The sequence below is a fragment of the Kocuria aegyptia genome (assembly GCF_039530085.1).
Lineage (GTDB): Bacteria > Actinomycetota > Actinomycetes > Actinomycetales > Micrococcaceae > Kocuria > Kocuria aegyptia.
On record NZ_BAAAOA010000008.1, the window covers coordinates 89,821 to 103,132 of the forward strand.

Below are 13,312 nucleotides of genomic sequence, written 5' to 3' on the forward strand. Positions count from 1 at the left end.
CGGTCGGCGCCGACGATGCACGAGGTGCTGGACGGCTTGATCGTTGCTGATCTGATCGACCACGAACCCGTGCCGGGCCAGCCTCCGGGGCCTGAGGGCTTCACCTTCTGGGTGGACGGGATGCACGCGGCCTTTCCCGATATGACCGGCGTCATCGAGGACACCGTGGTGGAGGGCGACAGGATTGCCGCGCCGGTGGTCTGGACCGGCACCCTCGAGGGCGAGTTCCTGGACCTGCTCGGCGCCGGCAGGCCGGTCTCCATCGTCGCCATGCACCTGGTGCGCTTCGAAGGGCGGGGTGGCCGCGGCACGGCCGAGGGCCGCAGATCTGCTCGGCACCATGATTGGTCCGGGTGCCCGCCGACAGCCTCCCGCGTAGGCCAGCTATCGGGCGTAGTTCGACACCGGCTCTCTTCCCGCCGACCGGTGAGGCCGGTTCGCAGACGGACATGGAACGGGCATGGAGATGGAGGCGGCTATGACGAAGAGTTTGCGTGAACGGCTGGTTGGGGCCTGGAAGCTGGCGTCCTACCAGGAGCTTCCGGTGGACGGGGCCGACCCGGTCGAGCCGCTGGGTCATCATCCGGAGGGGATCATCCTCTACACCCCGGACGGGTACATGTCGGCGCACATCGCCAGGCCGGACCGACCGGCCTTTGTCTCAGAGGACTGGTTTGCCGGCACGCTGGCGGAGTACCAGGCCGAGGCCACGAGCTATATCGCCTACTCGGGACCGTTCCACGTCAACGAGGAAGCCGGCACCGTGACCCACGAGGTGTTCGTGTCCTTGTTCCCGAACTGGTCCGGGAGCACACAGACGCGTCGGGTCGAGCTCGAGGGCGACACACTGCGCTTGAGTACCGCCTCTCCCATCCATTCCGGGGGGCGGACCGTCACAGCCCGCGCAACCTGGCATCGAGCCCCACCCCACTGAAGCTCTCTGGCCTGAGGGCGTCCAGCCGAGACGTCAGACCCACGGCACGGCGGCACGGACCGCCCTGGGCCCGTCCTGGTAGCGCGCGGCAACGACCGATGTTCCTTGGAAGGGCCCCAGGGCGATTCCTCTCATCGGGATCTGCCCGCAGGGATTGATATGGCCTTTCCTGTCCGCTCCTCGAGGGACCATGGCCGGGTCCCATACTGTCCGTCCAGGAGCAGGCGCACGGGTGTGAATCGCCCCGGGACACCCTCAAGCCCGTGGCAGCGGGGTAGTGATCGCCGAGATGTTCATCCGGGGAACCTTGTTGACGACGGACGAATACTGAGCAGATGCGACGGCCGGAGCCCTGGCCTTGATCCCGCATTTGTGGATGGTGTGGGGCGTTACCTTCGACTTCCCCTGGCGTGCCGAGGTGATCGCCGGGCTGATCACCGCAGGCCTGATGCTGGTCGTGTACCGGGTGGAGGTGACCCGTGCAGGCATCGGACGTTGAGCGCTTCTGCTCCCATGTGCTGAAGGGCCCGCAAGCCGACTCGTGCTGGTGGTGGCTGGGGGCGATCAGCGACGACGGGTACGGCCGCTTCTGGATCGGCCCCCCCTAACAGTCAGAGAGCCGTCGCCGCCCACCGTTTCGCCCTGGTCACCGTCCACGGCGGGCTGGCAGCGATCGAGGGGCTGACCGCGCTGCACTGGTGCGACGTGCCGTTGTGCGTGCACGCCTCCGTGGAGCCGTCCACGCACCTGCTGCTGGGGACCCGGTCGGAGAACATGGCCGACCGGGCGATGAAGGGCCGGACGCCCTCGGCCACCACCGCCCGGTGGCGCCGGCAGTCGCGGACCGAGCGATCTGCCCGCTCCTGGCAGCTGCGCGATGCGCTCAAGGTTCACGGCTGGGACGAGGAGCTGGTCCGCGAGCTGGTGCACGGCATCGACCCCCACCACTCGACCCTGTTCTAAGAAGTTGCCGGCAGGGTGCGCGAGCTACACGTTCGCTGCCTCCCGCGGAGCTGCCTCAGCAGCTTCGTGAGCGGCGGAGTTGTCGCCGGCGGCGGAATCGTCGGTGGCATCGGCGGAGGCACGAGCCGGCGTTCCCTTGAGCCGAGCACGCACCTCAGTGGCCGACAGCTCGAGCCGCTGAGCGATCTCGGAGACCGCGACCGGCTCCCCCTTCATGACCGTGGCCACCCGCGCCTGTGCCTCTTTTGATTGGATGACGTCCTGTGCGGCCTTGGTCCGGATCTCGGCGATGTGCCGCTCGGCCACCTCCAGCACCTGCTCCGCCTCCCCTGCCGCGAGGAAGAACTCCTCACCCGGCTGAAGCAGCCGTTGCTCCCGGGCCACGGATTCCGCGGCTGCTCGGCGGGCCCGCTCCCGAGCTCCGGTCTCGGTCGCACTCCTGCGCGGCGCCATCTCACCCTCCCGTATTCGAACATGTTCACCGTCACTCGATCACCCTTCCCATGCGGGCATCGTCGGGTGACCTGGATTGTGCGAACGGGTCACGGTCGTTGACGAGACCTGGAATCGAGCAGCGACCTTGCTGCCCGGCCAACCGCCGTCGTCACCAGACGGGAAGCTCGCCCTCGCCGGGAGTGATGCGCAGGTCGGACTCTCCGATGGCGACGTCATTGATGGAGGCCTCACGGCGGCGCATGTAGCCGAGCTCGTCGAATTCCCACAGCTCGTTGCCGTAGGAGCGCCACCACTGCCCGTCGGTGTCGTGCCACTCGTACTGGAACCGAACCCCGATCCGGTTGTCCGTGAAAGACCAGAGGTTCTTGCGCAGGCGGTAGTCGAGCTCGCGGGCCCACTTGCCGGTGAGAAAGGCGACGACCTCCGCACGCCCGCGGATGTGCTGGTCGCGGTTGCGCCACTCGGTGTCGGGGGAGTAGGCGCCGGCGACGCGCTCGGGATCACGGCTGTTCCAGGCGTCCTCGGCGGCCTGGACCTTGGCGAGGGCACTCTCGTGAGTGAACGGCGGAAGCGGTGGGCGCGGCTGATCAGAAGAGCTCATGTGCCCATCCTTCCGGGGCGCGGGGTGCGCCCGCCAGTGGCGCAGGACCGCTTTACATATGACCGGACAGCGGCCATCAAACCAGCTCAGTTGTCACTTGCAGATGCAGTAGTCCCCCGCGGGATCGAACAGGAGCAGCGCCCGGACGTCCTGACCGTCGTCGGACAGCGTCAGGTGGAAGCCAAGGCGGCGCAGCACGGCCAGGGCACCGGGGTTAGCGACGGTGGTGTCTGCTCGCACTCCAGACGCCCCGAGTGAAGCGGCCTCACGCAGAGCCGCGGTCGTGGCTTCTCGTCCAACGCCGCGACCACGGGCGCCACGAGTCAGCCAGATGCCCATCTCCAGGACGCCATGCTCATCGGTGTGCTTGAGACGCACCGAACCCACGACCAGCTCGTCGACGACCACGGCCCAGGCTTCCTCTCCGGCCGGCCCGGCCAGTCCCGCGCGACGGACACGGTGGAAGTCACGCAACCACGCGACTCGATCTGATGTCCATGCTCGGCCGGCCGTCAGCGGCGGAGTCACCTCATCAGCTCCGGCGTCAGTGGTCGCGGCATGAATCAGCTGCGCCAGTACGGTGCCATCCACGGCGACCAGCACAATAGAGGGGGTTTGTTCCGCGGCCACGGCAATAATTCTAGGCAACGCACCTCGATGCCTTGCCCGATCCGAGAGCTGCGTCCTGCTGCCCGATTCCTGACTGGAGCGTCCGCAGAGAGGTGTCCAACGTCTTCGGTGAGGAGCGCGACGCGGCTCCTGCCGACTGGCGCGGGGGCATCAGTCGAAGACGTCGATGAGGGCAGGAGTTGCGCATTGACGAGCCCGCTCGATCAGTGCATCTCCTATGTCCGGGGCGACGGCGAGCTTAGGCCACGTTCCTGGAACGAGTGGAACAGCCCGGTGGGGGACGGATCCTGCGGATAGGGCGACCTACGGGTGATCCCTTCGTCGACGACCGCCGGAGCCGCCTGCGCGGGCGCAGCCGCCTCCACCACCGAGGGCCGCCGCCGCTGGACTGCACTGTGCGGGGCTCACCTGTGGGTGACTCACTGATCGACCTGGGCAACTTCTCGATCGTTCAGCGGTTGTGTCGGGCGGTTGTTGTCCGAGTGCGCGGAGCGGAGCTCGCTGATCTGGGTCGTGCCCAGCTCGATCGGGCTCTGCAGCAGGAGCCAGCGCACGTTCTCGCTGCACGGTGGAGTGGTCAGGCTGCCGTCGTACTCGTAGTGGTCCAGAGACTCGGGGAGCAGGGACGACAGCGCCAACCCTGTCACCTCAGCCGAGTCCTCGTCTTGTGCAGCGGGAACTGCCTCGATGACAAGTGACCAGGCAGGGTTATCCTCTCCCTCTGCGGCCAGCACCCCGATGACGGCAAGATCACCATCGTCCGACTGGTGCACGAAGTGGAACTCGGCTGCATAGTTGACGCCGTCGAGCGTGTGCTCGGACGGGGCGTGGTAGTGCATCTGCTTGAAGGTGTATTCGGTCCCGTCGACCGTGATGTTCTGGGGCGAGGTCGATTCGAGCTCGACCGTGTGCCCGGTGTCGCGGGCCTGGAAGTCCGAGGCCGTGTAGTCGAGCTCGATCGGTTCGGAGGACAGGACCGGGTCGCCGGGGACATTGATCGGTGACTGAGCCGCTCCGGTGCCGCAGGTCGTGAACTCGTCCTCGAGTTCCCCCCAGTGCTGTGGTCCGGTAGCCCCTTCGTAGGACCACTGCGCGGGTGCCTCTCCCTGCGCAGTCTGCGCAGATGAGTCCGTGGGCGAAGCACCAGGGGCGGCGGTGTCTGCGCACCCGGTGATCATCGCCAGCAGTACCGCGCTGGAGCTCGCCGTGACAGTTTTCCTGGTGGCCATCGAGGTGCTACGCATCCCAGCCTTTCGGATCGGTTCAGGACCTTTCTCTGTTCTGCCCTGAAGACGGTTCGACGACGCGCTTGATCGCTATGCACGGCTGCCGGTCCCGCACGGGGCGGAAACCGAAGAAGCCCGAGCAGACTACATGCAAGCGCATCTTGCTTCTCCCACACAGTAACGCTTGATCAGCGGTGCTCCCGCGGGGTCGATGGCCTCCACATGTCCTGGCGTCCTCGAACGCAACGTGGTGAAGTTGGGCTTCCCCGCCCGCCGTAGGCCCGGACCGGCCCGCTCGTGAGCGAGCCCATGTCGCAGAATCTCCTATGCATGTCCAGCCGTGGCGGGGTCGGTTCGGGCTGCGGTGTTGAGGTGGCGGTAGTTCCGGCGGGCGAGATACCGCTTCAGGCAGTGGCGGATTCCTTCGAGCGTGCGCCCTTCGGTGGTTCGTCGCTCGACGTAGGCGCCCGAGCAAAGCAGCCCGGCCTCGTTGTTGCTTTGCATATGGTCCGGTTAGCGGCCGGCAATCCATGGGAGTTCGGTGAGGCAATCATCGTGCTCGGCTCGAGCGGCGCCGTGCTGCCGGCGACGCTGGGCCGTCCGGGCCCGTCGACGCAGAGCATGCTGGCCTTCGCCTGCTAACTGCGGGGCAGGGGAGTGGGGTCTCGGGTGCGCAACCTTGGTGGGGAGACATGGACAGCGATACCCGCTGCGCTCGATGGCCTTCACTGCCATGGCTGCTTGGACCCAGATGGGCCCAAATGGGCCCAGTTGGGGCTGGAGACAATAACGGGGCGGAGCACCGACTCGGAGCCCAGCGCAGGAGCGGTCGCCGCATCGGGGTGCCGGGACTGGCGCCGTGGTCGGACACCGCCCCGGGTCTTGGCAATCACGACCTTTAAGCGCACTCTGAACGCACGTCAGCAGCGGGACTGGGGAGGCGTATTCCGATGGCACGCCCACGGCATCGTAGCGTCTCGCGCAACCGTGACCTGTGGGCGGATCCGCTGGGGCGGGCGACCACCCGGGCGCTGCAGGGGCTGGTGCTGCTGAGCGCGGGGGCAGTAGTGGTCTACGGGCTGATCCGACTCAAGCTGGTGGTGATCCCGTTGCTGATCGCTCTGATCCTGGCCGCGGCGCTGAATCCGCTCGTCACCTTCCTGCGCCGGCGGGGCGTGCCCGGGGCGCTTGCGACCTGGATCGTGTTCCTGGCCGCGATCGTGGTGCTGGGCGGGGTGGTCACCGGCATCGTCTTCGCGGTGCGCAGCGAATGGGACGAGCTGGTGGTCTCCGCGGTGGGCGGGCTGGAACGGTTGCGTCAGTTCGTCGTCGCGGGCCCGGTCCCGATCGGCCAGGAAGCCTTGGACGAGGCCATCACCGCCGTTGTGGAGTTCACGTCCAGCCCCCGGTTCGGAGCCGAGGCGCTGCTTGGCATCTCCGCGGCCACCCAGGTGGTCACCGGAGCGGTGCTGGTGGCCGTTATTCTCTTCTTCTTCCTGAAGGACGGGGCGAGGATGTGGGCGTTCTCCCTGCGCCGGTTCCACGGCGAGTCCCTGGAGAAGCTGCTGGCCTCGGGTACCACCACCCTGCACGTGCTGGGCGGCTATGTGCGCGGCACCGCCGTGGTCGCTCTCCTGGAGGCGGTCGTCATCGGGGTGACCCTCGTGGTGTTCCGGGTGCCACTGGCGCTGCCCCTGGCCGTGCTGATCTTCCTGGGCGGATTCGTTCCGATCGTCGGGGCGGCTGTGATCGGTGCCGTGGCGGCCCTGGTGGCCCTGGTGGCCAACGGCCCCGTGGTGGCCCTGGTCGTCGTGGGGGTGGTGCTCGCCATCAACCAGCTCGACGGGAGGGTGCTCCAGCCCATGGTGCTGGGCCGGGCGCTGCGCCTGCACCCGCTGGTGGTGCTGCTCGCCCTGGCTGCCGGAGCGATCCTCTCCGGCGTCGTGGGGGCCGTGCTGGCCGTGCCATTGACCGCCGTGGGGTGGGCTCTGATCCAGATCTGGTTCCCGGATCCCGGGAACCCGGATGCTCCTTCCCGAACCGCTGTGCGCCCAGGTGCTGCGCTGCCGAACCCACCCGGCCCGGCCGCACCCACCGATGCTTGAGGGTGTCGCCGCGCCGCAGGACCGGTGGCGCGGTCGTCGTGCTGTGGCGGGCGGCCGCCGTCGGTGTCCAAGAGGTCCTGGACGGCCCGGTGTCGGCCCACCCCGCGGTAGGCCAACGACCGAGGGCGGGGCTGTCCCCTCTGACATGACCGCCCCCGGATGGACAGGACGGCGGACACCCTGCGCTTTGCATGTGGCCCCATATGGGCTGTTCATCTGCACTTTCAAGGACGCTGAGGACGACGGGGCCGGCAGTCCTCGGCACAGAGAGATCCTCGTTCGCCGGTTCTTGTGTCGTGGATCCACACGCCGGGGCACCGCCCAGCACGGGACGCCCGACGCCGGTCCCCGGAGCCCGATCGAGGTCTCGCCGGGTCCTGTCGGGAGCATCTGTATCGACAGGGCGCCTCCGAAGTGTCCGGGAGGCGCCCTGCGGGGTGACGGCGGCGAGCAGTGTGCCGGCGACGGCCTCAGGCGGAGCGTCCGGCCACGGTGGCGCGCTGCTGGGCGCCTGCGGCCGCGGAGCTGCCCAGGTCGCTGCCCGGCATGGGCTGCTGGGCGTTCAGGGCCTGGACCCAGGTCTCTGTCGAGGCGACAGCGGCCCAGTTGGAGTGCAGCAGGGTCATGAGCGTGGTGTGCACGGTCTCGGCGTCGACGGAGCCGACCTCATTGGTGAGGTTGACCGCGCCCGTGGCGTCGGCGAGCACCTCGGTGGTGAAGCCGAGTCCCTCGCCCTCGACGGCCGAGGCGAGGACGCAGTTGTTCGTCATGTATCCGACCAGGGTGACGGTGTCGACTCCCTGCTCGTGCAACCAGGTGGAAACGTCGGTATCGGCATAGACGGACCCGTACTGCTTCACCACGGTCTTCCAGTTCTCGCCGCGGCGCCGAGCCACCTCGGGGTGGAGTTGGAAGCCGGGCTGGGTCGGGTCGAACACCGGCGCACCGTCACCCATCGTGTGCTGGACGGCGACAACGGGGATCCCGGCGGCGTCGGCCGCCTCGATCGCCCGGACGATGCGAGGGAGGGACTCGGTGTGGGTCGGGTGCTGGATCTCCAGCGGGCCGCCGCCGAAGTAGTCCTGCTGGACGTCGATGAGGACAAGCGCGCGCTGCGGGCTGGGCATGGGGACTCCTAGGGGTTCCGGCGGTCGCGGAGGTGCGGCCGCTGAGAGGTGCTTCTCCATCCTGGAGACGCCCGCCAGGAGCCACCAGTGGCGCAAAGGTCGACGTACGATGAGATCACGCCAAGCGTGAGAGGGAGCGGATGCGGATCGGGATCTACGCCTTCGACGGGATCACCCTGTTCCACCTCTCGGTGCCGCAGATGGTCTTCGACGAGGTCGCCCGGCAGGGCCTGGGTGACTGGGAGACCTTCCTGTTCGGCGACCGGCCCGGCAGGATCCGCACCGCGGAGGGATACGGCATCGAGGGCATCCAGGGCCTCACGGCCGCGGAGGACGCCGATGTCCTCGTCATGCCGTCGTGGTTCCCCGACGGGCGCCCGGCCGGTGAAGCGGTGCGCGGCACGCTGAGGGCTGCCCATGCCGCGGAGGCGACGGTCGTCGGTCTCTGCCTCGGGGCGATCCCGGTCGCCGATGCCGGGCTGCTCGCCGGGCGCCCGGCCGTCACGCACTGGCAGGCCTTCGATCTGCTGGCGCGGCGGCATCCGGACCTCGCCCTGGACGAATCGGTGCTCTACCTCGACCATGGCGACGTCCTCACCTCGGCGGGCACCGCATCGGGGCTGGACGCCTGCCTGCACCTGGTCCGGTCACGCCTCGGGGCCGACGCGGCGAACAAGGTGGCTCGGAGCCTGGTCATCGCCCCACATCGGGAGGGTGGGCAGGCTCAGTACATCGAGCGCCCGCTGCCTCCCCGGCCCGACGACGACGCGATTTCCCGGGTCATGGACTGGGCCGGGCAGCATCTGGCCGACTCCCTGTCGATCGAGGTGCTGGCCGCCGCGGCGCACATGAGCAAGCGGACCTTCGTGCGCGCGTTCCGGGCGGCGACCGGGACCACACCGGCCACCTGGGTGCGCACACGCCGCCTGGACGAGGCTCGCCGGCTGCTGGAGACCACCGACCGGCCGATCGACACGATCGCCGCTGCATGCGGCATCGGCAGCCCCGTGACACTGCGCCAGAACTTCTCGGCCGCCTTCAAGATCTCACCCTCGCAGTACCGTGCGCGCTTCCGAGCAGTGGCGATCGAAACCGAGGAGTGACCCCGTCGGTTCCGACGGGCGGGTGGTCGCCGGGTAGGCGCGTCCGCGGCCATCTCCCGGGTGAGCTTGCGGGGAGGCCGGGCCGTGGCTGAGCGGTCCCCTGAGGGGCGATGCCCTTGTCAATGCGCCGGGTGCGTCCGCGGACTCTTCACAGCGATTGACATACATACCCCCCAGGGGTAATAGTAGGGCGCAGAATTACCCCCTGGGGGTATCACGTGGTGGCGCGGTGGTTCCCGTGCGCCCTGTCCTGAGGAGCTCTCCGATGCCTGCTGCCGCCTCCGCCGTCGCGCGGCCCGACACCTCCGGGGGCTCCCGGGGTGGGCTGGTCCCGCTGCTGGTGATCGCCACCGCCCAGCTGATGCTGGTGCTCGATGACTCGATCGTGAACATCGCCCTGCCGTCCATCCAGCATGAGCTCGGGGTCTCGGCGGTGCACCTGCCGTGGGTCGTCAACGCCTACATCCTCGCGTTCGGGGCGCTGTTGCTGCTGGGCGGGCGGATCGGGGACCTGCGGGGTCGGCGTCGTACCCTGCAGGTCGGCATCACCGTCTTCATCTTCGCCTCCCTGCTCGGCGGCCTCGGGCAGAGCACGGCCATGCTCATCGTGGCGCGCGCCGTGCAGGGCATTGGGGCGGCCATGACCGCACCGAACGCCCTGGCCCTGATCGCCACGACCTTCTCCGACCGCAGGACGCGCGACACCGCACTCTCGCTCTACGGGGCGATGTCCGGTCTGGGCATCGTGGTCGGACTGCTGTTGGGCGGAGTGCTCACCGGAACCCTGGGCTGGCGGTGGGTGTTCTTCATCAACGTCCCCATCGGCGTCCTCGTGCTGCTGGGCTCGCGCACCCTGGTGGGCGCCGAGCCGCACACCGGCCGGCTCGGCGGCTTCGGGGCGGCCCTGGGCACCGGCGGGATGGTCGCCCTGGTGTACGCGATCACCCGATTCGGTGAGGACGGGTTCACCGACCCCCTCGCCCGGACCCTCGTGGCCGCCGGTGTGGCGGCCCTGGGCGCGTTCACGCTCACGCAGTCGCGCAGCCGCAGCCCCCTGGTGCCGTTGAGCCTGTTCCGCGACCGGAACCGCTCCGGGGCCTACCTCACCATGCTCCTGGTCGCCGTCGGCCCGATGGGCACCTTCTACATCATCACCCTCTACCTGCAGCAGGTGCTCGGCTTCAGCCCCCTGCGCACCGGGATCGCGTGGCTGCCCTTCGCCGCCGGCATCGTGGTCGGCGCCGGGATCACGCCGAAGTTGCTGCTGCGCACCGGCCCGCGCTACATCGCAGCACTGGGCGCCCTGCTCAGCGCCGCGGCGACCTTTTGGCTCTCGAGGATCACCGTTCAGGCAACCTACTGGGTGGAGCTGGCCCCGGCGATGTTCCTCCTGGCGGTCGGCTTCGGGGCCGTGGCGGTCACCCTCACCCAGGCCGCGGTCTACCGTGTGGACCCCGACAAGGCCGGCATCGCCTCAGCACTGCTCAACTCCGCCCAGCAGATCGGTGTGGCCCTCGGGCTGGCCGTCCTGGCCGGGATCGCCGCCACCGTCTCCGCGGCCCCCGAAAACCAGGTGTTGCCGACGGGGGAGGCCCTGGTCGCCGGATACGGCACCGCGATGACCGCCGCCACCGGACTCCTCCTCGCCGCCGCAGCACTGGCCCTGCTCACCCTCAACGCCCGGCCCGCGACCGAGGAAGACACCCACGATCCTGCCCTGCCCGAGACGACACGCTGAGACAGGCCCCAACGTGGCCTGAGCCTGAATTGCCGCCTTGGGCGCTGAATCAGGTTCAGGCCACGCTCATCAGCATTTCATCCGCACAAGAGGAGCAGGCCACCGCTTTACATATGGTCCGGATACCGGTCAGTCCTGGGACTGCCTCGTGGGGCAGAGTGGCGCCGTCTCCATGGTGGGGATCTGCAGGGGACGAGGGGCATGGTTCCTACTTGGCGTCGGGGTAAGCAAGCCAGCAGTCCCAGCGGTTGTCGACCCGTCTGTGAACAGCTCGATCGCCCGGGTGCACACAGTCGGGTGCACTCGGGCGATCGGAGTTGTGGACCCAAGGGCGGTCGCGTCCGGACTGTTACAGGGGCTGGCGCTGGGCCAGCCGCTTGCCGGTCTTCACCAGCATCAGGGCCAGCAGCAGGATGCCCACGTAGCCGTTGATCACGTAGACGATGTTGACCATTTGGGAGAACGGCAGTACCAGGCCGACCAGAGTTCCGACCGCTGCGAGGGCGAGGGTTACGTACTTGAAGCGGGATGTTGTTTCGGCAAAGAAGCGCGAGGAGACAGTCCACAGTAGCGGGACCGCTGTCGTGTAGATGCCGGCGAGAATGACGAGGGAAAAGCCGGAAGCCAGTAGGGGGCTGAGATCGGCAGCGAGAACCAGCATCGGGATCTCGGTCCCGTTGACCCGGGCGATGTTCGCCAGCAGGCCCAGGCCGACGATGATGCAGGCCGCGGAAAAGGCGATCCCACCGAGCAGGCCCCCAGACGCCGCTTCCTTGCGGTTGTGTGCCGTCTTGCCGAGTGCGGTGAGGAACACGGCCAGCCACAGCATGCAGAAGCCGACGTAGGAGAGGCCGGACAGGAACCAGTTCGTTGAGGCCTGGGTCAGCTCCAGCGCGGGCAGCAGGGTGTTGCCCTCGGCGACGCCCTCCGGGTTGCGGGCGATCCCCAGGATGCCGAGTCCCACGGCGATCACGACGATGAGGGGGCCGAGCTTGCCGATGACGTCGACCAAGTTGCTGAGGCCGAACCACACTGTGAGGCCGACCGCGACAGCCAGTCCGATGCCGCCGATGTACTTCGACAGACCGTAGTGTTCCTGGAAAACTGCACCGGCGCCGGCGACCATCACAGTAAAGCTGAGGAACACGAAGAGGGTGGAGAAGTAGTCGAAGAATGTCCCCAGGTGCTTGCCGCAGTAGTAGTGGAAAATCAGCGAGGGGCGCTCAAACTTTCTCGCCTGACCGACGGAAAGGAATTCCACGCAGACATAGGTCATCAGGGTGAGAACCAGGAACCCGGTGCCGAAGATGCCCCAATAGCCGTAGGACGTGAAGTACTGAAGGATTTCTTGGCCGGTGGCGAAGCCTGAGCCGATGAGGAAGGCGATGATCGCCCCGGCGTACGTGAGGATGCGCAGAGGGCTTTTCGTCTCGACGGTGTCCAGGGGAGTTGCGGTTGGTGATGTCTGAGCCATGGTGGGGTTGCGCTCCCGGAGTGGTCAGGGCGGTGCAGGGCTGGTCCGCCGTCAACAGGAAAGGAAGGTGGAGTCGGTCAGTAGTGGCGGCCCTGGCTGGCCGCCGCACCCTTTGGGGCGGGATCACCGCTTGGGTCGGGCGGGGTGCGGGGACGGCTATGCGTTCACACCTCGGCAACCTCAGTGCGCGCTCGTCCGTCTCGGTTGGCGCGACGGTGCGAGCATGACGAGATCGACGAGTGCGTGCTGGTGTGGAACACGCCAGGCTGTGCTCGCAGTCCAGGGCTGGGGAAAGCGGTCGATAGTCGTCGACGGTCGTTGTCGGCGACTGATATATGAACTGTATCAGGGCAGTATGTGATCTGTGGCACGAGGTCAATGGTGTCGTTGGGAATGGTTGCGGGGAGCTCCCGTGCGCCGGACCTGTGGTGCATTTGCGCTCAGCGCAGGTCAGCATCGGAAGGAATTGTAAGAACCACGGTGTGTGAGGGCCCCTTGCTGGCAACAAAGGCGGGCGGACTCCCCGCTGGAATCGGAAGGAAGAGCCCAGTGGGTGCACGGCTATGCATATGGCCCGATGGCGGCCATCAAGCCAGCTGGGATCTCACGTGATCGTGCAGCAGTTCCTGGTCGCCGCGTGGTCGCGCGGGTCGCCGTTCATGAGGTTCTGCAGCAGGGCGGGGCTTCCTGGGTCCTGAACCTGCCGGTTCGGGGTCAGGTGAGGTGGTCGTGGTCCCCGCGGACCCAGGCCACGTGCCGGGCGGCGGAGCGTGCCACCGCGTCCCGAGCCCCGGCCTCGATGGTGCCCCCGGTGTTGCTGTAGAGCCGGTCGAACTCCAGGGCCGTGGCGGCCGCCGCGATCCGCTGCACCACGGCCGCCGAGAGCGGGTACAGATTGACGTAGCTGCGCATGAACGCCACCGTGCGCCCGTCCGGGTTGACGAAGAGCGTGTCG

General features: G+C 68.0%; 14 protein-coding genes and 1 pseudogene. 8 read left to right on the plus strand and 7 right to left on the minus strand.

Annotation, left to right across the window (positions count from 1 at the left end):
• Positions 1 to 15 precede the first annotated feature (15 nt).
• From ABD220_RS03460 to ABD220_RS03475, 4 genes are all read left to right on the plus strand, one after another.
• A complete protein-coding gene (locus ABD220_RS03460; protein WP_344119849.1) occupies positions 16 to 498 on the plus strand; it encodes an ester cyclase in 483 nt (160 codons plus the stop codon).
• Entirely contained in the window at positions 479 to 934 is a 456-nt protein-coding gene (locus ABD220_RS03465) for a lipocalin-like domain-containing protein (protein WP_344119850.1), read from the plus strand. The genes ABD220_RS03460 and ABD220_RS03465 overlap by 20 nt, the downstream gene beginning before the upstream one ends.
• Before the next feature lie 358 nt (positions 935 to 1,292).
• Positions 1,293 to 1,433: a hypothetical protein gene (locus ABD220_RS03470; protein ID WP_344119851.1), complete on the plus strand. Its 141-nt coding sequence runs from the start codon at positions 1,293 to 1,295 to the stop codon at positions 1,431 to 1,433.
• A gap of 206 nt (positions 1,434 to 1,639) precedes the next feature.
• A complete protein-coding gene (locus tag ABD220_RS03475) occupies positions 1,640 to 1,897 on the plus strand; it encodes a hypothetical protein (protein ID WP_344119852.1) in 258 nt (85 codons plus the stop codon).
• 24 nt (positions 1,898 to 1,921) lie between these two features.
• On the opposite strand, the gene ABD220_RS03480 is transcribed toward ABD220_RS03475, so the two are convergent.
• From ABD220_RS03480 to ABD220_RS03495, 4 genes are all read right to left on the minus strand, one after another.
• A complete protein-coding gene (locus ABD220_RS03480; protein ID WP_344119854.1) occupies positions 1,922 to 2,281 on the minus strand; it encodes a hypothetical protein in 360 nt (119 codons plus the stop codon).
• Positions 2,282 to 2,501: 220 nt separating this feature from the next.
• Complete coding sequence (locus ABD220_RS03485) at positions 2,502 to 2,954, minus strand: nuclear transport factor 2 family protein (RefSeq protein WP_344119856.1); 453 nt, start codon at positions 2,952 to 2,954, stop codon at positions 2,502 to 2,504.
• Positions 2,955 to 3,047: 93 nt separating this feature from the next.
• On the minus strand, positions 3,048 to 3,584 hold the full coding sequence (locus tag ABD220_RS03490) for a GNAT family N-acetyltransferase (protein ID WP_344119857.1): 537 nt from the start codon (positions 3,582 to 3,584) through the stop codon (positions 3,048 to 3,050).
• A 419-nt stretch (positions 3,585 to 4,003) separates the two neighbouring features.
• Positions 4,004 to 4,813 carry a carbonic anhydrase gene (locus ABD220_RS03495; protein WP_344119859.1) on the minus strand — a complete coding sequence of 270 codons (810 nt, stop codon included), beginning with the start codon at positions 4,811 to 4,813 and terminating at the stop codon, positions 4,004 to 4,006.
• A gap of 294 nt (positions 4,814 to 5,107) precedes the next feature.
• Between ABD220_RS03495 and ABD220_RS03500 the strand changes: the two genes are divergently transcribed.
• The gene (locus ABD220_RS03500; protein WP_344119861.1) at positions 5,108 to 5,452 is read left to right on the plus strand and encodes a hypothetical protein; all 345 of its coding nucleotides are present in this window, start codon (positions 5,108 to 5,110) and stop codon (positions 5,450 to 5,452) included.
• 308 nt (positions 5,453 to 5,760) lie between these two features.
• Positions 5,761 to 6,915: an AI-2E family transporter gene (locus ABD220_RS03505; RefSeq protein WP_344119863.1), complete on the plus strand. Its 1,155-nt coding sequence runs from the start codon at positions 5,761 to 5,763 to the stop codon at positions 6,913 to 6,915.
• Between the two features lie 470 nt (positions 6,916 to 7,385).
• On the opposite strand, the gene ABD220_RS03510 is transcribed toward ABD220_RS03505, so the two are convergent.
• Positions 7,386 to 8,042 carry an isochorismatase family protein gene (locus tag ABD220_RS03510; protein ID WP_344119865.1) on the minus strand — a complete coding sequence of 219 codons (657 nt, stop codon included), beginning with the start codon at positions 8,040 to 8,042 and terminating at the stop codon, positions 7,386 to 7,388.
• A gap of 140 nt (positions 8,043 to 8,182) precedes the next feature.
• On the opposite strand from ABD220_RS03510, the gene ABD220_RS03515 reads away from it, so the two are divergent.
• Both ABD220_RS03515 and ABD220_RS03520 read left to right on the plus strand, forming a co-directional pair.
• The gene (locus ABD220_RS03515; RefSeq protein WP_344119867.1) at positions 8,183 to 9,145 is read left to right on the plus strand and encodes a GlxA family transcriptional regulator; all 963 of its coding nucleotides are present in this window, start codon (positions 8,183 to 8,185) and stop codon (positions 9,143 to 9,145) included.
• Between the two features lie 265 nt (positions 9,146 to 9,410).
• Positions 9,411 to 10,883, plus strand: a complete 1,473-nt coding sequence (locus ABD220_RS03520) for an MFS transporter (protein ID WP_344119869.1) — start codon at positions 9,411 to 9,413, stop codon at positions 10,881 to 10,883.
• A 349-nt stretch (positions 10,884 to 11,232) separates the two neighbouring features.
• On the opposite strand, the gene ABD220_RS03525 is transcribed toward ABD220_RS03520, so the two are convergent.
• On the minus strand, positions 11,233 to 12,357 hold the full coding sequence (locus ABD220_RS03525) for a YkvI family membrane protein (protein ID WP_344119870.1): 1,125 nt from the start codon (positions 12,355 to 12,357) through the stop codon (positions 11,233 to 11,235).
• A gap of 714 nt (positions 12,358 to 13,071) precedes the next feature.
• A pseudogene (locus ABD220_RS03530) lies at positions 13,072 to 13,312 on the minus strand (hydrolase); the annotation flags it as partial.

Excerpts from the sequence above, each read along its gene's own strand:
- ABD220_RS03465 (WP_344119850.1), top strand. The coding sequence starts at position 479 with ATGACGAAGAGTTTGCGTGAACGGCTGGTTGGGGCCTGGAAGCTGGCG.
- ABD220_RS03495 (WP_344119859.1), bottom strand. The coding sequence starts at position 4,813 with ATGGCCACCAGGAAAACTGTCACGGCGAGCTCCAGCGCGGTACTGCTG.
- ABD220_RS03525 (WP_344119870.1), bottom strand. The coding sequence starts at position 12,357 with ATGGCTCAGACATCACCAACCGCAACTCCCCTGGACACCGTCGAGACG.
- ABD220_RS03515 (WP_344119867.1), top strand. The coding sequence starts at position 8,183 with ATGCGGATCGGGATCTACGCCTTCGACGGGATCACCCTGTTCCACCTC.
- ABD220_RS03485 (WP_344119856.1), bottom strand. The coding sequence starts at position 2,954 with ATGAGCTCTTCTGATCAGCCGCGCCCACCGCTTCCGCCGTTCACTCAC.
- ABD220_RS03510 (WP_344119865.1), bottom strand. The coding sequence starts at position 8,042 with ATGCCCAGCCCGCAGCGCGCGCTTGTCCTCATCGACGTCCAGCAGGAC.
- ABD220_RS03505 (WP_344119863.1), top strand. The coding sequence starts at position 5,761 with ATGGCACGCCCACGGCATCGTAGCGTCTCGCGCAACCGTGACCTGTGG.
- ABD220_RS03460 (WP_344119849.1), top strand. The coding sequence starts at position 16 with ATGCACGAGGTGCTGGACGGCTTGATCGTTGCTGATCTGATCGACCAC.
- ABD220_RS03520 (WP_344119869.1), top strand. The coding sequence starts at position 9,411 with ATGCCTGCTGCCGCCTCCGCCGTCGCGCGGCCCGACACCTCCGGGGGC.